The sequence below is a fragment of the Vibrio sp. 1CM8B genome (genome assembly GCF_023161685.1).
Taxonomy (GTDB): domain Bacteria; phylum Pseudomonadota; class Gammaproteobacteria; order Enterobacterales; family Vibrionaceae; genus Vibrio; species Vibrio coralliirubri.
This window is the reverse complement of record NZ_JALNTU010000012.1, coordinates 19,317-42,027: the sequence shown is the minus strand read 5'-3', so window position 1 is coordinate 42,027 and position 22,711 is coordinate 19,317. Positions and strand designations below refer to the sequence as shown.

Here is a 22,711-nt window from a genome sequence, read left to right as displayed (position 1 = left end):
GGTCAGATATAGATATAGATATAAAAAAAAGGGTTGATATGAATGCATATCAACCCTTTTTATTGGTTCATGTAACTAGGTTCTGCAAACCCTAGTTAGAACAGTTCTTCTACTGCTTCACCTGATGAGGTTGAGTAGATATCATCATTGAAACGTTCAGTGATGTACTCGGTTGGCTCTGTGCCTTTCTCGAAGTACTCGAACATTGATGAGCTATCGAACTTGTTGGTCAGTAAGCCAGTTTCACGGTCGATACGAACACGAACGATGTTCTCCGGAATTTCTTTACGCTCAGCAGGAACACCCGCTAACGCCGTACCCATGAAATCAACCCATGCAGGTTCTGCTGTTTTCGCGCCAGCTTCTGCACCAGTAATCTGATTTTTACCAAGGTTTGAGTTCGCTTTAGTTCTGCCTAGGTTGCGGTTGTGGTTATCAAAACCAACCCATACCGTTGCAACCATGCCAGGGCCGTAACCGCTATACCAAGTATCTTTCGAATCGTTGGTGGTACCCGTTTTGCCGCCAATGTCACGACGCTTCAACGGCTGTGCACGCCAACCTGTACCGTTCCAACCAGTACCTGCACTCCAATCACCGCCACCCCAGATGTTGCTGTACATCATTTCACGAACAAGGAATGCGTTCTGTTCAGAGATAACTTGAGGTGCGTATTGTACTTTGGCATCCACATCTTGCTCTGCAAACTCATCAGCCATTGGATCTGAGGTCATTTGCTGTTGGCAATCGTCTTTACAAACCACTTTCGGTGTCGCTTCAAATTCAGTCTCACCAAATGGTGTCTCAATGCGGCTGATGTAGAAAGGTTCAACGTAGTAGCCGCCATTAGCGAACACTGAGTAACCTTGTGCTACTTTCATTGGCGTTAAGCTGCCAGCACCCAGAGCAATGGTTTCAGAGCGCGGAACTTCGTCAATATCAAAGCCAAATCGAGTTAGGTAGTTACGAGTATCATCTAGGCCTACTTCGCGCAGTACACGTACCGCCATTACGTTTTTAGACTGAGCTAAGCCAATACGTAAACGAGTTGGACCCACGTAAGTCGGTGGCGAGTTCTTTGGTCGCCATGCTGTACCTTGGCTCTTATCCCATTGGTTAATTGGTGCATCGTTGATCAGTGAGGCTAGCGTTAAGCCTTTCTCAATCGCTGCTGAGTAGATAAATGGTTTGATACCAGAACCCACCTGACGAATAGATTGCGTTGCACGGTTGAACTTGTTGTGAACAAAGTTAAAGCCACCCACCATCGACAATACCGCGCCGTTGTTTGGGTTCATTGCAACAAATGCTGTGTTCGCATTCGGTACTTGACTTAGTCGCCATACAATCGGTGTTTCTGATTCTGCAGTCGCTGACTCTTCTGTCGGCTCTTCAGAGACTTCATCGCCGGTAACGGCTTCATGGCGAACCCAGATTTGCTCACCAACCGCCAGAATCTCTTTCGCTTGAGAAGGCGCTGGTCCTTGGCGGTTATCTGTTAGGAATTTACGCGCCCAGTTCATGCCTTGCCATTCGATAGTGCCTTCACCTTGGTTCTTAACCCAAATTTGAGCACTTTTCGAATCAACCGCGGTAACAACAGCAGGGACTAAGTCACCGTAGGTTGGTTGAGACTTTAGGTGTTTAACGATTTGTTCTTGATCCCACGCTGATTGCGCAGTCTGCCACAATACTTTTTCAGCACCACGGTAGCCGTGACGCTCATCGTAGCCAAGTAGGTTCTTAATCGCGGCTTGGTTCGCTGCTTTTTGCAGCTTCGAATCCACGGTCGTGTAGACCTTCATGCCTGATGTATAAGCTTCTTCACCGTAGCGTTCCACCATCCAAGCACGTGCAACTTCAGCAACATATGGCGCGCTCAGTTCGATCTCTGCACCGTGGTATTTCGAGATGATTTCTTCGCTACGAGCGTCATCGAACTCTGCCTGAGTGATGTATTTCTCGTCTAACATACGACGCAATACAACGTTACGACGGTTAGTCGCGCGCTCAACAGAGTAAATAGGGTTCATTGTCGAAGGTGCTTTTGGCATACCCGCAAGGGTCGCAATTTCACTCAGCGTGAGATCAGGAAGATCTTTACCGAAGTAAACACGTGCTGCCGCGCCAAAACCATACGAACGGTGACCAAGGAAGATCTTGTTGACGTAAAGCTCCATGATCTCTTCTTTACTAAGAAGCTGCTCAATGTGGATCGCAATGAAGATCTCTTTGATCTTACGCATAATCTTTTTCTCATTAGATAAGAAGAAGTTACGCGCAAGCTGCTGAGTAATGGTACTCGCACCTTGTTTGGCTGAACCCGACATGGCAACCACGAGTGCTGCACGTGTGATACCGATTGGGTCAATACCTGGGTGTTCATAGAAACGGCTATCTTCGGTGGCAATCAGAGCCTCAACTAAGTGGCGAGGAATCTCGTCATAAGTGACTGGATTACGACGCTTTTCACCAAATTGAGAGATCAGCTTACCGTCTTGACTGAAGACTTGCATCGGCGTTTGGAGTTCTACGTCGCGCAAAGTGGCAACATCAGGCAACTCTGGTTTTACGTAATAATAAAACCCGAAAATTGTACTGACTCCAAGAATCATGCAAATCAATGTAAATATGAATAATCGCTTTATGAACTTCACCGGATAATCCCTGATTAGTTAAGGCTGATAAGCAGCAAACCCTTGTACTCTAGGCTAAAAACTTAGCTTTCGTTTATTAACGCTTATTTAACTAATAATCACAACCCCTAGATAATCAACGAAATGCTTGGCACTTCAGGAGCTAGGTCACATGGGTTCATCATTAATTACAGGTATAGATATAAATCATCACAGCATCAAAGCTGTGGTCCTAAAACCCGTGGGGGAGTTGTATGCCCTAGTGGGATACAAAGAGCTGCCGATTTCGGACGACATTTTTACAGCTAACCATACTTTGGAGTATCAGAAAACTGTTAAGAAACTTAAAGAACTTAGGAAAGGACTGCCTTTTGGCTGTCGCAACGTCGCCATTTCGGTACCTGATAACACAGTGATCAGCAAAGTACTGCAAATAGAGAGTGAGTTAGAAGACCGAGAAAAAGAGTTTTCTATCTATCAAACCTTCGCCCATCAATCTCCCTTTCCTATCGAGGAGCTGAGTTTAGATTTTGTAAAGCTGGAAGACAAACGATTTGGTAAAGGTTCGACAAGCAGTTATCAGGTATATGCCACTCGTAAGGAAGTGGTGGATAGCCGAGCGGATGCATTAACTAAGGCTGGCTTTAAACCTGTGGTGGTGGATACGCAGGCGCATGGGCTACTCAATATCTGGCAATTGGCCTCGCGTCTGTATCCCGATAAGAAAAACTGGTTGCTGGTGGATGTTGGAATCGACCAAACCTCGCTAGGGGTTATCCCACAGAATTCGTCGCCTTTCTATAAAGACATCGCCTTTGGCACTCAAGATCTTCGCAGCTCAGATGACCCGAGTGATATCGAGAGCGTGTTCGGTACGATGGAAGAGACTCATCAATTCATTGTTAACCTGATTGAGAAGCTCAAGCGTCAATTGCAGCTCTATTCTTCGGGAAATGCGCAGCAACCTATCTCAGGGATCTGGCTGATGGGCGAGGGCGCCAGCATTCCTATGGTAACCGAAGAGCTAGAACGTCATTTTCAGATGAGCTGCGAGTCATTGAACCCTTTGTCTCTGTTTGAGAATAAGGTCGCCAAGAGACGCCGACTGCCGATGGACTGGCAACACTTTGGTATCGCGGCGGGTATGGCGATGAGTGGACTCAAGTGGCAGGGAGAGAAGCATGTTGCATCAAATTAACCTGCTGCCGTGGCGTGATGAGATTCGTGCTCAGCACAAGAAGCGTTTTATCCATCTGGTCATTCTTGGCGTCATCATTGCGCTTATAGGGCAATGGGCGGTTGGTCACTATTTTCACGACCAACAAGCCAAGCAGCAAGCTCGCCTCAATTACCTCAATCAGTACATTGCTGAGCTCGACCGACAAATTCAGTCGTTAAAAGTCGCAGAGCAAGAACACAAAGCCATTCTGACTCGTCTTGATGTAGTGGAGTCGCTGCAGCTTGGCCGCAATAAGACCACCGACTTTATGAACCTGATGCCGGAGCTGATTCCTGAGGGCGTATATGTCGACAAGATAAAGATGAATGGTCAGGAGATTGAAATGTCGGGCATCAGCGACAGTACTGCTCGTCTCGCCACCATGCTGGATAACCTCGAGCGTTCAGATTCCCTGAAAGGGGTCGAGATGCACTCTATCGTTCATAACCGCAAGCGCTTCAATAAAGAGTTCCAGACCTTCAAGGTCTCTTTTGTGTTTAGCCCTGTGCCTTTAGACAACACAACCGCGAGCATAAAAGAGAAGGGGGCGCATCATGGCTAACCTTCAAAATAGGATTAGTAGGCAAAATAGGATGAGCTTGCAAGATCTCGATGTTGATGAGATCTCTGAATGGCCATTGTTGCCTCAGCTTCTCGTGATTCTGGTGTTGATAGTGTTAATCCAAGGTGTTGGCACTTGGCTGTATGTGCTGCCGCTCGACGAGGAACTGCAACAGATGAAGCAACAGGAGCAGACCTTAAAAACGACATTGAGAATAAAGGCTAATAAGGTTGCAGCCTTGCCTAAGTTGCAGAGCCAGTTGGATGAGTTAACCAGCCGTTACGATTACTTGTTAGAGCAACTGCCCGTTCAAAAGGAGTTGGCGAGCATGTTGGCCTCAGTGAATGAGCTCGGCTTGGATAACTCGCTGACCTTCACGCGAATTGATTGGGGGCAAAAGCAGAACAAGGAGTTCCTCTATCGATTACCTCTCAATATTGAGCTGACAGGTGACTATCATGAGATTGGTGACTTCTCTGCTGCCATCGCCAAGCTGCCGCGCATTATCAGCTTTGATGATGTGAATTGGCAGCGAGTCAGCCAAGAAAGCAGCACGCTGCACTTTAGGGTTCGAGCTTATACCTACCAGTTTAAATCGGAGGTCAATGATGAAACCCAATAGCGCGTTTTACTCAATCGTATTGCTGCTTGCGTTGTCAGGCTGCAAAGCTAATCAAGACTCACTGCAAGACTTTGTCGCGCAGGTTGAAGCCAAGGCAAGAAAAGACGTCGAGCAACTTGTCCCAGCAACGGAATTCACGGCGGCGACTTATCAGCGCCGTGCCTTTCGTCCTCCCTTTGAACTGCCTAAAGAAGCCATTGTGCAAAACCAACCCTTGGTGAAGAAAGACTGTTGGCAACCCAGCGCCCGTTCTCGTAATGGCAAGTTAGAGAAGTACCCGCTGAGTAAGCTTCGTTTAAGAGGCGTGATGGGCAGTGGCTCAAGCGTGTTCGGCTTAGTGCAAACCCCCAAAGGCAACGTGGTAAACGTCAAAAAAGGTCAGTTTATCGGCTTAAACAATGGCCGAGTTACCAAGGTGACCAGCCAGTACGTTCAGATTAATGAAACTCTTCCAGATGGCTTAGGTTGTTGGCATAAGCGCAACGTTAGGCTGGCTCTGAAGTAAACCAATGTCACATGATGTGGATATGAGATGTAAATATGATTAAAGGAATAAGTGGATTAGTGAGCAAGGCTCTACAAGGTTTTGCTGTGTCTGTGATGTTGGTTGTTAGCGTGCTCAGCCATGCCGAGAGCTTACCGAACAAATTAGAGAATATTGATTTTAGGGTGAACAAGGATAAAGACGCCGTCATCATCATTGAGCTGGCGACCAGCACCGCAGTGGTGGACGTTCAACGTGCTCAGGAAGGGTTAAGTATCGAGTTAATCAATACTCAAGTTGATGATGACAAACTCTACCTATTGGATGTGAAAGACTTCGCTACCTTGGTTGAAGGCATTGAAGTCTACAAAGAGACACCAAGCACTCGGCTTCTAGCGACGATTAGCAATGACTATCAGTATGAATACAATCTAAAAGGGCGCTTTATTGAGGTGGTGATCAGCAAGCCGGTTATCGATGAAGCGACTAAAGAAAAAAGCGTTCTAGAGAAAGAGGGCAAGCTGATATCGATTAACTTCCAGGATATCCCAGTACGAAATGTCCTGCAGTTGATTGCCGACTACAACGACTTCAATCTCGTGGTGTCTGACTCGGTAGCCGGAAACCTAACGTTACGCTTAGATGGCGTACCTTGGCAGCAAGTTCTCGACATTATCTTGCAAGTTAAAGGCTTGGATAAGCGTGTTGATGGCAATGTTATCTTGGTCGCGCCGAAAGCGGAGCTCGACCTTCGAGAGCAACAAGCGTTAGAAAAATCTCGCTTAGAAGAGGAGTTAGGGGAGCTTAAATCGGAAATCATCAAGATTAACTTTGCTAAGGCCACCGACATTGCTGACATGATTGGTGGTGAAGGTGCGGTGAGCATGTTGTCCGATCGTGGTTCAATTACCATTGATGAGCGCACCAACTCACTGCTTATTCGTGAATTGGAAGAAAACATTGCCGTGATCAGAGGCATCATTGAATCGCTAGACATTCCCGTGAAGCAAGTACAGATAGAGGCTCGTATTGTCACTGTTACCGAGGGTAACCTGGATGAGCTTGGCGTGCGCTGGGGCGTTTCATCAACCAACGGAAGCTTCACCGTTGGTGGTTCAATCGAAGGCAACCACCCATCAGCTATTACGCCGTATGACGACGATAGCGGCAGCAGCGTGATTGATGACTATCTCAACGTCAATTTAGGGGCAACATCGCCGAACGCCTCGAGTATTGCGTTTCAGGTGGCTAAGCTGGGCTCAGATACCTTACTCGATCTTGAACTGTCAGCACTGCAACAAGAGTCAAAAGCTGAAATCATTTCCAGCCCACGCTTAATCACCACCAATAAAAAGCCGGCTTATATTGAGCAAGGTACTGAAATTCCTTACTTAGAGTCATCTTCAAGTGGCGCTACGTCGGTCGCATTTAAGAAAGCGGTATTGAGTCTTAAGGTGACACCGCAGATCACACCCGACAATCGCTTGGTCTTGGATTTGAGCGTGACTCAAGATAGGCCAGGGCAAGTGGTAAAAACCGGAACCGGTGAAGCTGTCGCCATTGATACGCAAAGAATAGGTACGCAAGTGCTTGTTAATAATGGTGAAACTGTCGTGCTTGGCGGGATATTTCAGCACAGCGTGAGCAGTACGGTGGATAAAGTTCCTCTGTTGGGAGACCTGCCAGTTTTGGGTGCATTGTTCCGTCGCAGCTATGAAAATGTGGGTAAAAGTGAACTACTTATTTTTGTCACACCCAAAGTTGTGATTCAGTAATGAACAATTAGATTAAAAATAAAGTTGCATTAGTGGCACCTAACCTTGATAATTTCGGGTCTTATCACGAATTATCTGTGAGGAATCGGTGCCACGGGCCTTTTAATTTCAGTACTTGTACTGACCTACCTTGTGGCGATGTCATTGAATTAACGTTGTAAATTACTGCTAAAAACATGGCTGAGAAACGCAATATTTTTCTTGTTGGCCCAATGGGCGCCGGCAAAAGTACAATTGGTAGACACCTAGCTTCCCAACTTCATATGGAGTTTCTAGACTCTGACACTGTGATCGAAGAGCGCACTGGCGCAGACATCGCATGGGTTTTTGATGTTGAGGGCGAAGAAGGTTTCCGTAAGCGCGAAGAATCTGTAATCAATGATCTGACAGAAGAACAAGGTATTGTTCTTGCGACAGGTGGTGGTTCAGTGTTGAGCAAAGAAAACCGTAACCGTCTATCTGCACGAGGCATTGTTGTATACCTAGAGACAACAATTGAAAAGCAACTTGCTCGCACTAACCGCGACAAGAAACGCCCTCTACTTCAAACAGACAACCCGCGTGATGTGCTAGAAGATCTAGCTGTATCTCGCAACGCACTATACGAAGAAGTGGCGGACTACACAGTTCGTACTGACGACCAAAGTGCAAAAGTGGTAGCCAACCAGATCGTAAAAATGCTAGAAGAACGTTAAGTTCATTTTTTCGGAGAGCAAACCCATGGAACGGATTACGGTCAATCTAGCTGAGCGTAGCTACCCTATCTCTATTGGCGCCGGGTTATTTGAAGACCCGGCGTACCTTTCTTTTTTATCAGGTAAGCAGAAAGTTGTTGTTATCAGTAATGTGACAGTAGCGCCTCTTTATGCTGATAAAATTTTATCGCTATTGGATCAAGTCGGCTGTCAGACATCTCTTCTCGAGCTGCCAGACGGTGAACAGTACAAAACCCTTGAAACGTTCAATTCAGTGATGAGCTACATGCTTGAAGGAAATTACAGCCGCGATGTGGTGGTAATTGCTTTAGGTGGTGGTGTAATCGGTGACTTGGTCGGTTTTGCTGCCTCTTGTTACCAGCGCGGTATTGATTTCATTCAAATCCCGACGACCCTTCTTTCTCAAGTGGACTCTTCTGTTGGTGGTAAAACCGCAGTAAACCATCCTCTTGGCAAGAATATGATCGGCGCTTTTTACCAACCGAAATCTGTGATCATCGATACCAACTGTTTATCAACGCTTCCAGAGCGTGAGTTTGCAGCGGGCATTGCTGAGGTGATCAAATACGGCATCATTTACGATGAAGCCTTCTTTGATTGGTTGGAGCAAAATCTAGAGAAACTTTATCAACTTGATGAAGAAGCACTGATTACCGCGATTGCTCGTTGTTGTGCAATTAAGGCTGAAGTGGTGGCTCTAGATGAAAAAGAGTCAGGAATCAGAGCGTTATTGAACCTAGGTCATACATTTGGTCATGCGATTGAAGCAGAACTAGGCTATGGTAATTGGCTACATGGTGAAGCTGTGTCGTCAGGCACTGTAATGGCAGCTAAAACAGCTCAATTACAGGGACTGATCTCTCAGCAGCAACTTGAGCGAATTATTTCTATACTCAAGAATGCGAAACTACCAATTCATACGCCAGAAAGCATGTCTTTTGAAGACTTTATGAAGCACATGATGCGCGATAAAAAAGTGCTGTCTGGTCAGTTGCGTTTGGTATTACCAACAAGTATTGGTACTGCTGAAGTGGTTGCTGATGTGCCTCAAGACATCATTAAACAAGCGATCGATTTCTGCCGTACTCTTTAAATTTGGTTGTGAGGTTGCCTAGCTAAACTCTAGGCAACTGAAGCGTTTTACTGATCGATCTTATCAGTAGGGATCCCCAATGAGTTTGGCTCATGAATTAAGAGTATTAGAGTTAGAATCTCAAGTTGAGCTGCTAGAGCGCTTACAGCTTTTGACTAACTTTGGTTCAAACCTTGTGACGGTGGCTGGCAAAGCTGGCTCTGGCCGATCTTGGTTGGCTCAGCGTTATCTTGAAGCATGGTCGACAGAAAAAAATCAGTGTTTACTGCTTTGTCATCCAAGCCAAGACGATCAACAACGCCGCGCGCTTATTCTTAGCCAAATTGTTTCTGATCCCCTGTTTAATCAACATGATTCTTTATCTGATAGCCTGACAAGGTTACTGGATGGAGAGCCGTGTAATGTGGTTATCGTCGTTGATGATGCCCAACGACTTTCTGAGCTATTGGTATCCGAATTATGGATGTTGGTACTAGAAGCTCAATCAAACCCTCAATGGACGATCAATATCGTTCTCTTCTCGGAACCTGGCCACTTAGATACGTTATTAACGCGTTTGAGTTACGGTCAACAACACAAGCCTATCGATCTTGAGATCGATGACCTTTCGCAACCAGAAGCTGAACATTTCTTTGAATCACTGGTGATTCGATATGTTGATGATGAGTCTGAAACTCGCGTGCGACGTGCGTTTAATAAAGCGCAACCTCTGCCCGGTGAGTTAATGGCTTTAGGAGAATTGAAAGTGGAAAAAAGGATTATTATTCGCTCAATTATTGGCTCACCCATCAATATCGCGATTGTGGTGGCCTTGTTGTTGATTTTAATTGGTGGTGGCTATTGGTGGATGTTCAGTCAACCAACCCCTGACGATAAAGCGCAATCTCTTATCGCTCCTATTGAACAGACAGCTATCCCAACTTTTGAAGTGGGAAGTGGTACCGAGCAAGCTGGAATCGACGGAATGGTAGATTCGGAAGCCGAAGCTGACATGAGTTACCAGGGGGCTGATGACGACAGCTCTTCTTTGCCACCGGTTGTGGTTGAAGAGACAGCCAGTGTTGGTGAGGCAACACAAGATCAGCAGCGTGTCGTAATCACCTCTGATGTGGTTGATGCCTTGCTTGATGATAAACCTGAAAGTGCCGATACCAGTGCGATTGATGCTGCTGTTGAAGAAAACACAGGTGCCGCGGTGAGTTCGCAGTCAGATGCAGACAAAGTGGAGTCACAACCTTCAGCCGATGAAGCAGCAGACCTAACCCAGTCCACACCACCGACTAAGAAAATCACCTTCTCATTTTCTCGCGAAGAGTTACAAGCTATCTCGCCGCGAGCTTATACCCTACAGTTGAGTGCGATGACTTCATTGGAAGACGTACAATCTTTCATTGAAGAGTATGACCTTGAGAACAAGGTTCGTATTTACCCAACACTTCGTAACGACACCAAGTGGTTTATTATCACTTATCAAGATTACCCAACGATTCAAGTGGCGAGAGACGCGGTAAGTGCGTTATCAAAACCCCTTCAACAGTTGGAACCTTGGGCAAAATCGATGAATCAAGTACATCGAGAGATAGAACGTGCGAAATAACCCTGAGCTTAGCCTCAAAATATGTTACATTCCGCAGCCTTATTTTTGAGTTGATAGATAGAGCAGTAAATGAAAAAGCAGCGTGCCTTTCTAAAATGGGCTGGTGGTAAATATGGCCTAGTTGAAGACATCCAACGTCACCTGCCACCTGCTCGTAAATTGGTAGAACCGTTTGTCGGTGCCGGCTCAGTATTTCTGAATACTGACTTTGAACAGTACCTGCTTGCAGACATCAATCCCGATCTTATCAACCTGTACAACCTACTTAAAACCGATCCTGAAACTTATATCACGGAAGCGAAGCGCTGGTTCTGTCCTGAGAACAACCGCAAAGAAGCCTTCTTAGATATTCGTGCTGAGTTCAATGGTACAGATAACGTCATGTATCGTTCGTTGGCTTTCTTGTATATGAACCGATTTGGTTTCAATGGCCTGTGTCGTTACAACAAGAAGGGCGGTTTTAACGTTCCATTTGGTTCTTATAAAAAACCTTACTTCCCAGAAGCTGAGCTGGAGTTTTTTGCCGAGAAAGCGAAAAAGGCCACCTTCGTCTGTGAGGGATACCATGAAACCTTTAGCCGCGCGCGTAAAGGTTGTGTGGTTTACTGCGATCCTCCATACGCACCACTGTCGAACACGGCTAACTTTACCTCTTACGCAGGTAATGGCTTTAGCTTAGATGACCAAGCTGCACTGGCGGATGTTGCTGAAAAAGCAGCGATGGAACGCGGTATTCCTGTTTTGATTTCAAACCACGATACGACATTAACTCGTCGCTTATATCATGGTGCGGAGTTGAACGTGGTTAAGGTGAAACGTACCATCAGCCGCAATGGCGCTGGCCGTAATAAAGTTGATGAGCTATTGGCGCTTTTCCATAAAGAGAAAAACCAGCAGCACGCATCAGCGGAACAGTAATGGTCAGAATATCCGCCAAACTCATTAAATTGAGTGACCAACGGATACTTTCTTAAACTAATCTTTCGAACTGCTAGGATCTGCTTAGGTGCTTAGGTAGAATTGCACACCAAATAGTCTTGGGATTGAGTCTTGTATTTGTGTATGAGATGTCACCAAGGCGGTGATATTCGCAATTTACTCACTCTTAAGAGGTTTGGTATGAAAGATTTTCTAATCGCTCCATCGATTTTGTCTGCAGATTTTGCTCGTCTTGGTGAAGACGTAGAAAAAGTACTCGCAGCTGGTGCCGACGTTGTGCACTTTGATGTGATGGATAACCACTACGTACCTAACCTGACTTTTGGCGCGCCTATTTGTAAAGCGCTGCGCGACTACGGTATTACGGCTCCTATCGATGTTCACCTTATGGTTAAGCCAGTAGACAGCATCGTGCCTGAGTTTGCTAAAGCCGGTGCTTCAATGATTACCTTCCACGTTGAAGCATCAGAGCACATCGATCGCACTCTACAGCTAATCAAAGAGCACGGCTGTAAAGCGGGTGTGGTTCTTAACCCTGCAACGCCGCTTTCTTGCTTAGATTACATCATGGACAAAGTAGACATGATTCTACTGATGTCTGTGAACCCAGGCTTCGGTGGTCAATCTTTCATTCCTCACACGCTAGATAAACTGCGTGCTGTTCGTAAGCTGATTGATGAGTCAGGCCGTGACATTCGCCTTGAGATTGATGGCGGCGTGAAGGTGGATAACATCCGTGAAATCGCAGAAGCGGGCGCAGATATGTTCGTTGCGGGTTCAGCTATCTTCAATCAACCAGATTACAAAGAAGTGATTGATGAGATGCGTGCAGAGCTTGCAAAAGTAAACGCATAATCGTAAAACTACAGATAGATTGAATATTAAGGGGCTAATTTGCCCCTTTTTTACGTCTTATAGCTCAACTCATAAGACGAACATAATAAATAGGAAAGTAAGATGTCATTAAGCTCAATAAAACTGATCGCCTTTGATTTGGATGGAACCTTGTTAGATAGCGTGCCTGATTTGGCCGTTGCTGCTGACCAAGCTTGTCAGGAGTTGGGCTTCCCTTCAGTGAGCGAAGAACAAGTTCGCGACTACGTAGGTAATGGTGCTGATGTTCTTATCGGACGCTCACTCAGCCGTAACCTGACGGTTGACCCAAGCCTAGAGCCAGAGCTACTGAAAAAAGCACGCATCCTGTTTGACGATTTCTACGAACAGGGCGGCCACAAGTTGAGTCACCTTTACCCATCGGTTAAAGAGACACTGGCTGAGCTGGATAAAGCTGGCTTCACTATGGCGCTGGTCACCAACAAGCCATCAAAGTTTGTACCAGACGTTCTGGCGCAACACGGTATCGATAAGTACTTCGTTGATGTGTTGGGCGGCGACTCTTTCCCAGAGAAAAAACCGAACCCAATCGCGCTGAACTGGTTGCTAGAAAAGTACAATGTTAAAGCGGAAGAGATGCTGATGGTTGGCGATTCAAGCAACGACATTAAAGCGGCTAAGAATGCAGGCTGTCACTCGTTTGGTCTGACTTACGGTTATAACCACGGCGAGCCGATTTCAGCATCAAACCCTGACTATGTCGCGGATAACGTCGCGCAATTACTAGATGTCGTTCTAGTTTCAGCATAAAGCGGACAAAAGTTAGCTAACCTACTAGCAAAATACTTATCAATGAGTACACTGGATGAGCCGTACAGAAGAGCTGTGCGGCTTTTCTATATTTAAGTTAAGAAGCTAAGCGTTCAATAAACTTAGCGAATAAGCAAAGGAATTAAAACCATGAGCAAGCCCATCGTATTGAGTGGTGTTCAACCATCTGGTGAACTAAGTATCGGTAACTACTTGGGTGCTCTACGTCAATGGCAACAGATGCAAGATGATTACGATTGCCAATACTGTGTTGTAGACCTTCACGCAATTACGGTTCGCCAAGATCCGAAAGCACTGCATGAAGCGACTCTAGACGCACTAGCAATCTGTCTTGCTGTCGGTGTTGATCCAAAGAAGAGCACGCTATTTGTTCAGTCACACGTACCAGAGCATGCTCAACTTGGTTGGCTTCTTAACTGTTACACACAAATGGGTGAGCTGAGCCGTATGACTCAGTTTAAAGATAAGTCTGCACGTCACTCAAACGACGTAAACGTAGGCCTGTACGACTACCCAGTGTTGATGGCTGCAGACATCCTGCTTTACGGTGCTCACCAAGTGCCTGTAGGTAGCGACCAGAAACAACACTTAGAGCTAGCGCGTGATATCGCAACTCGCTTTAACAACATCTACGGTCCTGAAACGCCAATCTTCCAAGTACCAGAACCTTACATTCCAACAGTGAATGCACGTGTAATGAGCCTGCAAGATGCGACGAAGAAGATGTCTAAGTCGGACGACAACCGTAAGAACGTGATTACTCTGCTAGAAGAGCCTAAGTCGATCATCAAGAAGATCAACAAAGCGCAAACCGATGCAGAAACACCACCACGCATTGCTCACGATTGGGAAAACAAAGCGGGTATCTCTAACCTGATGGGTCTGTACTCTGCAGCGACAGGTAAAACGTTCGAAGAGATCGAAGCGCAGTACCAAGGCGTTGAAATGTACGGCCCGTTCAAGAAAGACGTAGGCGCAGCATTGGTTGAGATGCTTGAGCCGATTCAAGCTGAATATCACCGTATCCGTGCTGACCGTGCTTACATGGACGCAGTAATGAAAGCCGGTGCTGAAAAAGCCTCTGAGCGTGCTGCAGTGACACTGAAAAAAGCATACGAAGCCGTAGGTTTTGTTACTCGCCCATAGGGTGAACTAACACAACTCGCTTGAGAATTTGAGCCCAAAGTAGCTTTTGTTTACTTTGGGCTTTTTCATGCCCATTCCATTTGCCTTCCTCGAAAACCCCTTGTTTGAATTGATAATTTACGCAGTATTTAGCTAGCATATCCATCGTTGTAATGCTGTGCAGATGATCTTAATTGGCACCCTCAAGCTTTATAAAATCACACTCGTTTCTATATATGTTGGAAATATATAACGTGCCAAATAATTGATGATTCCAAAGTGATAAGTTCCTCATTTTCTTGCCAACTGACTTATTCCTTTCATAAATAAACCTGATAGTTACCACAAAATACATGACCGCCCATAGATGGCAGTGACTATAACTCGATGAACTCAGGTGAAACGGATGGCTCTTTTACACAAACCTTCATTGCTAGCAGTGGCAATTGGTAGCTTGTTAACTACAAGCGCACACGCTGATTTGTTTATTTCACAATATGTGGAAGGCGGCAGCTATAACAAAGCGGTTGAGATTGCCAATAGTGGCGATAGCAGCATTAGTTTAGATGGTTACTCATTGGCGAAATCTGCCAATGGCAACGGATCATGGGGTGCCACTTTACCTTTAGATGGCCACGTTTTAGCACCCGGTGAAGTACTCGTGGTCGCACATTCTAGTGCGAGTGATGAGATTAAAGCTCAAGCTGACATCATTAATGCCTCTATCGCCAATCATAACGGTGACGACCCGCTGGCTATCTTGAATTCAGACGGCTCGGTACATGATGTTGTTGGTTTGATGGGCGATGTGGACTGGGGCAAAGATGTTACTTTGGTTCGTGCGACACAAACACCTTCTGCGACGTTTGATGCTTCACAATGGGTATCGCTACCCAAAGACAGCATTGAAGGCCTAGGTTCACTAGACAGTGTTGAACTGCCAGAAGCGTTCACTTGTACACAAGATGGCTCTGACCCAGTATTCACCACCATTCAAGAAATCCAAGGTGAAGGCGCAACATCGCCATTCATCGATGGCTACCCGTACATCACCGACGATGAGTACTTCGTCAAAGGTGTGGTAAGTGCGGTAACAACAGGCCTAACCAAAGGCTTCTACTTGCAAGCACTTGAGGATGATTTCAACTCAAGCACTTCTGAAGGCCTATTTATTCATACCAACCAGTCGAGCTCAGAGCTAGTAGCCGGTGATGTAGTGTGTGTGAAAGGCAAGGTTCAAGAATACTACAGCCACACTCAGCTGAAAGTAGAAAATAACCAATGGCTAAAACAGGGCGAGCAGCAGGCACCTGAAGCGACGGCGATTGAAGTGCTAGACAGTGACGAGAACTTCGCTGCAACGCTTGAACGCTACGAAGGCATGTTGGTGAAAACAACCGAAGCGCTTGATATGCGTGTGACGCGTACCTTTGGTTATGACTACGCAGGTCGTCGCAACAACATGGTATTGGCGCATGAGCGTATTAACATGCAGCCGAACCAGCTTTTCGCCGCGGGATCTGATGAAGCGAAGCAGCAAACTGAAGACAACGCTGATCGTCGTCTTTTCGTTGAAACCGATCAAAAAGCGGCTGATGGACAAGTCCCTTTTTATCCAGATTTTGGCCGCACTGATATCGACCAAGACGGTTCAACAGAAGATTACATCCGCATTGATGACACCATTGTTGGCCTAGAAGGCGTGCTGACCTACAGCTACGGTGAGTATCGTTTAATTACGACCAACCAGATCTCGGCTGAAAACTTCGTTCGTAACGATCCGCGTACCGACAAACCAGACATGGATGAAGGCGATCTACGTATCGCGACCTTCAACGTATTGAACTACTTTAATTCCCCATTTGGTGGCGACGCGAATCAGCACGGTAACAACCGTGGCGCGAACACCATCACTGAGTTTGAGATGCAGCAAGAGAAGATTGTGAACGCGATTCTTCGCTTAGATGCAGACATCATTGGTTTGATGGAAATTGAGAACAACGGCTTTGGTGAAGGTTCAGCGATTCAACAGCTTGTTAACCAACTGAATGATCGTATTGAGCGTAAGAAAGACCGTTATACCTTTGTGGCTGTTGATTCTAATGAAGATGGCGTAACCGACGAGATGGACTCGATTGGTACCGATGTAATCACAACCGGTGTTATTTACCGTAAGAAGGTAGTGAAGCTTAAAGACAGCCGTGTTATCGCGATGCCAAGCCAACAAGCACCAGAGGTGTTAGATGATTCAGGTAAGGTGATTGAAGATGGTAAGAACTACCAACGTGACTCATTGGCGCCAACCTTTAAAGTTAAAGGCACCAAAGAGAAACTCACCGTAGCGATTAACCACTTTAAATCGAAAGGTTCTAAGTGTTGGGAAGATGCAGCACCGGTTGAGCAGGGCGGCCAAGGTGGCGTTGATGCCGATAAGCAAGGTTCATGTGAGAACTTCCGTGTTGCTGCGGCAGTTGCATTAGGTGAAGCGCTAGACGGCATCAAAGGCCATAAAGTGATTCTGGGTGACATGAACTCGTACGGCATGGAAGATCCAATGCTGGTGCTAACCGATTACTCGGAAGAGAAATACGGTAAGCAAATCAAAGCAGCTCGTAATACCTACATTGATGGTGTTGAGCAGTTTGGTGATAGCGGTGCGGTGATTACGAAGAACTACGGCTACATCAATGCTGTGGCTCAAAAGCACCCAGACAGCTGGAGCTACTCATACAATGATGAAGTAGGCGCTTTGGACCACCTGCTGATCAGCGACAGCCTGAAAGATAGGGTTGTCGATGCTACCGATTGGCACATTAACGGTGGTGAGTCGACGTTGTTTGACTACAACGAAGAATACAAAGGCGGCCTACCTAAGTACCAAGATCACTTCCGTTCATCGGATCATGACCCTGCGGTTCTTGAGCTGCGAGTCGGTGGTTCATTTGGCTTCGGTGCTCTGATGTCACTGTTTGGCTTAGCAATGTGGCGTCGTCGCAACTAGCTCAATCACAAATAGATTGGCTTGCCACACAAGCAAGCCAATTCAGATAACTTAACGCTATCTGTAAACAATTAAGGTCAACTTAGGTTGGCCTTAATTATTGGCTAAATGCAGTTTCCACTTGCCTTTCGCTATGGGTATTGCACAATACCGCCCCTATATCTCCCAATCCTTTAGTATTTAGCAAACGATTTCGACCCATGTTACTTATCATTGATAACTACGACTCTTTTACCTATAACTTGTATCAGTATTTCTGTGAGTTAGGGGTAACTGTAAAAGTTGTTCGCAACGATGAGATTGATATTGCGGGCATCGAAGCGCTAAATCCTAGCCATCTTGTTATCTCGCCGGGCCCATGTACGCCCGATGATGCGGGAATTTCGCTACAGGTGATTGAACACTTCGTTGGTAAGCTGCCGATCTTAGGTGTGTGTCTTGGTCATCAAGCCATTGCTCAAGTCTTTGGTGGTGAAGTGGTGAGAGCCAGACAAGTGATGCACGGTAAAACCTCTCCGATACGCCACAATGGCAAGAGCGTTTTTCAAGGTCTCAATAACCCTCTGACTGTGACTCGTTACCACTCTTTAGTGGTGAAAAACGGCACGCTACCAGACTGCTTTGAGCTGACGTCTTGGACAGAATTTGAAGATGGCAGCATGGATGAGATCATGGGTTATCAACATAAAACCTTGCCGATTGATGCCGTCCAATTTCACCCTGAATCGATTAAAACAGAGCAAGGACACCAGCTTCTCGCTAACTTCCTAGCACGCTGAGTGTTTAAATTTGACCCTTTCTCCATCTAAATAAGCCAGTTAAACGTATTCCATTACCCGTTAAGCGTTTAAATTCGGGCGCTACGCGCCTTCATCCCTCTGACGCCGATCACTTTTTATAACATTTCTCCCTCGTCCGGCTAAGTTTTTAGCCTATGCAAAATTATTCGCGTTATTTCGTCTCGAACCCAATATACCGCAATGCCAGTAAGGCTTTGCTGTTACTGGTTATACGTTTAGGTAAAAAAAGCTTCATAAAACAGATTAATTGATGCATAAATAGTCATAGGTAGTGACGTTTAGCTGGTTGTAAGGGATGGCTAAAGAATAATCTACTATTGAAAAGGTTAATTAAATGTAAATATAATGCTGCAGCGGGATTATGGCGAGACAAAATATCTTTGTCTCACTTATGAACCATTACGCTTATTTGCGAAGCTTGCGGTATCGAGAAGGAATGTACGATGACAGTGGAAAATAAAGTAGAACGTAGTCTGTTTAATGAGGTGATGGTGCCTTGTTATAACCCAATGGAAATGATCCCAGTAAAAGGGGAAGGCGCACGCGTTTGGGACCAACAAGGCCGAGAGTATATCGACTTTGCTGGTGGTATCGCTGTGAGCTGTTTGGGTCACTGTCACCCAGCAATGGTTAATGCTGTTACCGAGCAAGCAAACAAGATTTGGCATCTAAGTAACGTGATGACCAACGAACCTGCACTGCGTCTAGCGAAGAAGCTAACCGACGTATGTTTTGCAGAAAAAGTATTCTTTGCCAACTCTGGCGCAGAAGCGAATGAAGCAGCATTGAAGCTCGCTCGTCGTTGGGCGGCGGATGTTCACGGTCCTGAGAAATCTGAAATCATTGCATTCAAACAAGGTTTCCACGGTCGTACTTTCTTTACCGTAACTGTAGGTGGTCAAGAAGCTTACTCTGATGGTTTCGGTCCTAAACCGGGCGATGTTACTCACCTGCCTTACAACGATATTGCAGCACTAGAAGCGCACATCTCTGATCGCACTTGTGCAATCATGATGGAACCTCTGCAAGGCGAGGGCGGTATCATCTCGCCAACCTCTGAATTTGTGAACACAGTTCGTGAGCTGTGTGATAAGCACAATGCACTGCTTATCTTTGATGAAGTGCAAACAGGTAACGGCCGTACTGGTAACTTTTACGCTTACCAAGGTCTAGGTGTAACACCAGACATCTTGAGCACAGCAAAATCTCTAGGTGGTGGTTTCCCTATCGGCGCAATGCTGACGACTTCTGAACTGGCGACACACCTAAAAGTCGGTACGCACGGTTCTACATACGGTGGTAATCCACTGGCGTGTGCTGTTGCAGAAGCGGTTGTTGATGTGGTTAGCCAACCTGAAACATTAGCTGGCGTGAAAGAGCGTGAAGCATTGTTCCGTGATGGTCTTACTAAGATTAACGATAAGTACCAAATCTTCAGTGAAGTTCGTGGTAAAGGCCTACTACTAGGTGCTGCGCTTAACGAAGAGTGGCAAGGCCGTGCACGTGACGTATTAGTAGCAGCAGGCGAACAAGGCTTGATGGTACTGGTTGCGGGTGCAAACGTGGTTCGTTTCACGCCATCACTGGTTATTACTACACAAGAAATTGAAGAAGGCTTATCAAAACTAGACAAAGCAATCGCTACGCTAGTTTAGCCTGAGCGGCGTCATAGGAATGATCGCCAATAGAGCGATCCCATGACGTTCTGCTAAAGGCCCAAGCTTCTGGTTTTGGGCCTATTTTGCATCTGGAGGGAATATTGATGCTAGTTGTTCGCCCAATAAAATTATCTGATTACGATGCGCTGCATACCTGCGCGGTTGAATCTGGTCACGGATTCACATCTCTTCCGGTTAACGAAGAACTGTTAACTAACCGTATTACTCACTCTGAATACAGCTTTGCCAAACAAGACGTGACTGAACCTGGTGATGAAGGCTACCTAATGGTTGGCTTTGATACCGAAACTGGTGAGGTTGCAGGTACGACAGGTATCGAAGCTTCAATCGGCTGGGATGTCCCGTTCTACTCTTACCACATCAGCAAGGTGGTTCACTCATCGCAGAAGCTTGGCGTAAATAACGTCGTTAAGCTGCTGACTTTCGGTAATAACTACACCGGATGCAGTGAGATCTGCACACTATTCTTGCGCCCAGCTTTCCGTGGTGGATTGAATGGTCGTTTGATGTCTAAGTGTCGCTTCTTGATCATGTCTGAGCACCCAGAGCGTTTCTCGAAAACGATTTTTGCTGAGATGCGTGGTGTATCAGATGCAGAAGGTAACTCTCCTTTCTGGCAATGGCTGCAAGAGCACTTCTTCTCGATTGATTTTACGCTTGCCGATTACCTAACCGGTATTGGTAAGAAAGGCTTCATTGCAGACCTAATGCCTAAGCTACCTATCTACGTGAACCTGCTGAGCAAAGAAGCTCAGGCGGTGATCGGAGAGGTACATGACAATACGCGTCCTGCACTTAAGTTGTTGGAACGCGAAGGTTTCACCAACCGTGGTTATGTCGACATCTTTGATGCAGGCCCAACGGTTGAGTGTGACCTAAGAAACATCGAATCTGTGCGTTACTCAATTCGAGCACAGGTTCAAATTGCAGAGCACTCTAGCTCTAAAGACTTCCTAATTGGTAATACCTCGTTTGAGAACTTCCGCGCAGTAGCCGCGAAAGGTGCGTATGACCAAGCAAGCGACACAGTGATTTTATCATCTGAAGTAGCAAGCGCTCTTGAAGTAAAAGAAGGCGAATTCGTTCGCATGTTGGCTCAGTAAGAGCGGCGATTATCTGTCGAAGATTTTAAGGATAGAAGTATGACTCAGTGGATAGCAGGACAGTGGGTGGCAGGTCAAGGTGACGCCATGACATCAGTAAGCCCATACAACAATGAAGTAGTGTGGCAGGGTGATAGCGCAACACCAGCGCAGGTTGAATCTGCAGTAGCAGCAGCTCGTGAAGCCTTCTTGGTTTGGAAAAAACTGAGCTTTGCAGAGCGTGAAGCGATCGTGTTGAACTTTGCTGAGAAAGTTAAAGAGAACAGCGAAGAAATCGCGCAAATCATCGCGAAAGAGACGGGCAAACCGATTTGGGAAACTCGCACTGAAGCGGGCGCAATGGCGGGCAAGATTGCTATTTCCATTCGAGCTTATCATGAGCGTACCGGTGAAGCTTCTCGTGAAGCGGCGGGCAACCAGATTGTACTTCGTCACCGTCCATTAGGCGTGATGGCGGTATTTGGTCCTTATAACTTCCCAGGTCACCTACCTAACGGTCATATTGTTCCTGCACTGCTATCGGGTAATACCGTGGTATTTAAGCCTTCAGAGCAGACACCTTGGACGGGTGAGTTTGCGATGAAATTATGGCAAGAAGCGGGTCTTCCTGCTGGCGTAATCAACCTAGTACAAGGCGCTAAAGAGACAGGTATCGCACTGGCCGATGCTAAAGGTCTTGATGGCGTGCTGTTCACAGGTAGCGCGAATACTGGGCATATCCTTCACCGTCAATTCGCGGGCCAACCGGGCAAGATGCTGGCACTAGAGATGGGTGGCAATAACCCTATGGTGATCAGTGACCAATATGGTGACGCAGACGCAACGGTATACACCATTATCCAATCGGCGTTCATCAGTGCGGGTCAACGTTGTACATGTGCTCGTCGCCTGTATGTGCCTGTTGGCGAGAAGGGTGATCTGCTACTCGATAAGCTGGTCGCAGCGACGCAAAAGATTCGTGTTGATCAGCCATTCGCTGAACCAGCACCCTTCATGGGTCCTCAGATCTCTGAAGCTGCGGCTAAGTTCATTCTGGACGCGCAAGCGAATCTGCAGTCGTTAGGCGGTGTCAGCCTAGTAGAAGCAAAAGCGGGTCAAGCGGCGTTTGTTACTCCGGGTATTATCGATGCAACCAACATTGCTGAACTGCCGGATGAAGAGTACTTCGGTCCATTGCTACAAGTTGTTCGTTACCAGTCACTAGAGCAAGCGGTTGAGCTAGCTAATGACACACGCTTTGGTTTGTCTGCAGGTCTCGTCTCAACAGATGATTCTGAGTGGGAATACTTTGTTGACCATATCCGTGCGGGTATTGTTAACCGTAACCGTCAGCTAACAGGCGCAAGTGGTGATGCACCATTTGGTGGCCCAGGTGCTTCGGGCAACCTACGCCCAAGTGCTTACTATGCAGCGGACTACTGTGCTTACCCTATGGCTTCAATGGAAGGTGGCGAAACTCAACTTCCAGCAACGTTTAGCCCGGGTATTGAGCTTTAATTTAGGCTAATGAGTCTTAGGCTCATGGGTTAAGCTTGAAAGAGGGAGGTGGTGTTATCACTTCCCTTTTCCATCACGTCCGACACCTAGATTGGGCGGTAGATAATAATAGAAAAAGTATGTCACAGGCTGATGGCTGCTGACTCTGTGTCTCAGCCTCTCCCTTTCTAATCCAAATTACTAGCTTGCTAGAACCTC

General features: G+C 46.4%; 18 protein-coding genes. 17 read left to right on the top strand and 1 reads right to left on the bottom strand.

Annotation, left to right across the window (positions count from 1 at the left end):
• Positions 1-95: 95 nt before the first annotated feature.
• On the bottom strand, positions 96-2,657 hold the full coding sequence (locus MSG36_RS19005; protein ID WP_050619825.1) for a PBP1A family penicillin-binding protein: 2,562 nt from the start codon (positions 2,655-2,657) through the stop codon (positions 96-98).
• Positions 2,658-2,808: 151 nt separating this feature from the next.
• Between MSG36_RS19005 and pilM the strand changes: the two genes are divergently transcribed.
• From pilM to astD, 17 genes are all read left to right on the top strand, one after another.
• Positions 2,809-3,834 (top strand): type IV pilus assembly protein PilM, encoded by a 1,026-nt coding sequence (pilM, locus tag MSG36_RS19000; protein ID WP_248369306.1) that lies wholly within the window; start codon positions 2,809-2,811, stop codon positions 3,832-3,834.
• On the top strand, positions 3,818-4,417 hold the full coding sequence (locus tag MSG36_RS18995; RefSeq protein ID WP_248369304.1) for a PilN domain-containing protein: 600 nt from the start codon (positions 3,818-3,820) through the stop codon (positions 4,415-4,417). Before pilM ends, MSG36_RS18995 begins: the two co-directional genes overlap by 17 nt.
• Positions 4,410-5,039, top strand: a complete 630-nt coding sequence (pilO, locus tag MSG36_RS18990) for a type 4a pilus biogenesis protein PilO (protein ID WP_248369302.1) — start codon at positions 4,410-4,412, stop codon at positions 5,037-5,039. The genes MSG36_RS18995 and pilO overlap by 8 nt, the downstream gene beginning before the upstream one ends.
• Positions 5,026-5,544: a pilus assembly protein PilP gene (locus MSG36_RS18985; protein WP_048605381.1), complete on the top strand. Its 519-nt coding sequence runs from the start codon at positions 5,026-5,028 to the stop codon at positions 5,542-5,544. The genes pilO and MSG36_RS18985 overlap by 14 nt, the downstream gene beginning before the upstream one ends.
• A gap of 35 nt (positions 5,545-5,579) precedes the next feature.
• Positions 5,580-7,298, top strand: a complete 1,719-nt coding sequence (locus MSG36_RS18980; RefSeq protein ID WP_086774522.1) for a type IV pilus secretin PilQ family protein — start codon at positions 5,580-5,582, stop codon at positions 7,296-7,298.
• Between the two features lie 176 nt (positions 7,299-7,474).
• Positions 7,475-7,993, top strand: coding sequence for a shikimate kinase AroK (aroK, locus tag MSG36_RS18975; protein WP_017061125.1), 519 nt, complete (start codon positions 7,475-7,477; stop codon positions 7,991-7,993).
• Positions 7,994-8,018: 25 nt separating this feature from the next.
• Entirely contained in the window at positions 8,019-9,107 is a 1,089-nt protein-coding gene (aroB, locus tag MSG36_RS18970) for a 3-dehydroquinate synthase (protein WP_017061124.1), read from the top strand.
• Between the two features lie 79 nt (positions 9,108-9,186).
• Positions 9,187-10,704, top strand: a complete 1,518-nt coding sequence (locus tag MSG36_RS18965) for an AAA family ATPase (RefSeq protein ID WP_248369300.1) — start codon at positions 9,187-9,189, stop codon at positions 10,702-10,704.
• A gap of 69 nt (positions 10,705-10,773) precedes the next feature.
• On the top strand, positions 10,774-11,622 hold the full coding sequence (locus MSG36_RS18960; protein WP_048605377.1) for a Dam family site-specific DNA-(adenine-N6)-methyltransferase: 849 nt from the start codon (positions 10,774-10,776) through the stop codon (positions 11,620-11,622).
• Positions 11,623-11,823: 201 nt separating this feature from the next.
• On the top strand, positions 11,824-12,498 hold the full coding sequence (rpe, locus tag MSG36_RS18955) for a ribulose-phosphate 3-epimerase (RefSeq protein WP_017068835.1): 675 nt from the start codon (positions 11,824-11,826) through the stop codon (positions 12,496-12,498).
• Positions 12,499-12,600: 102 nt separating this feature from the next.
• Positions 12,601-13,287 (top strand): phosphoglycolate phosphatase, encoded by a 687-nt coding sequence (locus MSG36_RS18950; RefSeq protein WP_248369298.1) that lies wholly within the window; start codon positions 12,601-12,603, stop codon positions 13,285-13,287.
• Positions 13,288-13,437: 150 nt separating this feature from the next.
• Positions 13,438-14,454 carry a tryptophan--tRNA ligase gene (gene trpS, locus MSG36_RS18945; protein ID WP_016796005.1) on the top strand — a complete coding sequence of 339 codons (1,017 nt, stop codon included), beginning with the start codon at positions 13,438-13,440 and terminating at the stop codon, positions 14,452-14,454.
• Positions 14,455-14,839: 385 nt separating this feature from the next.
• Positions 14,840-17,434, top strand: coding sequence for an ExeM/NucH family extracellular endonuclease (locus MSG36_RS18940; protein WP_248369295.1), 2,595 nt, complete (start codon positions 14,840-14,842; stop codon positions 17,432-17,434).
• 200 nt (positions 17,435-17,634) lie between these two features.
• Positions 17,635-18,213, top strand: coding sequence for an aminodeoxychorismate/anthranilate synthase component II (locus tag MSG36_RS18935; RefSeq protein WP_009848915.1), 579 nt, complete (start codon positions 17,635-17,637; stop codon positions 18,211-18,213).
• A gap of 464 nt (positions 18,214-18,677) precedes the next feature.
• Positions 18,678-19,889 (top strand): aspartate aminotransferase family protein, encoded by a 1,212-nt coding sequence (locus tag MSG36_RS18930; protein WP_048612356.1) that lies wholly within the window; start codon positions 18,678-18,680, stop codon positions 19,887-19,889.
• Between the two features lie 107 nt (positions 19,890-19,996).
• On the top strand, positions 19,997-21,016 hold the full coding sequence (gene astA / locus MSG36_RS18925; protein WP_048612355.1) for an arginine N-succinyltransferase: 1,020 nt from the start codon (positions 19,997-19,999) through the stop codon (positions 21,014-21,016).
• A 39-nt stretch (positions 21,017-21,055) separates the two neighbouring features.
• Complete coding sequence (gene astD, locus MSG36_RS18920; RefSeq protein WP_248369293.1) at positions 21,056-22,513, top strand: succinylglutamate-semialdehyde dehydrogenase; 1,458 nt, start codon at positions 21,056-21,058, stop codon at positions 22,511-22,513.
• The last annotated feature ends 198 nt before the right edge of the window (positions 22,514-22,711 follow it).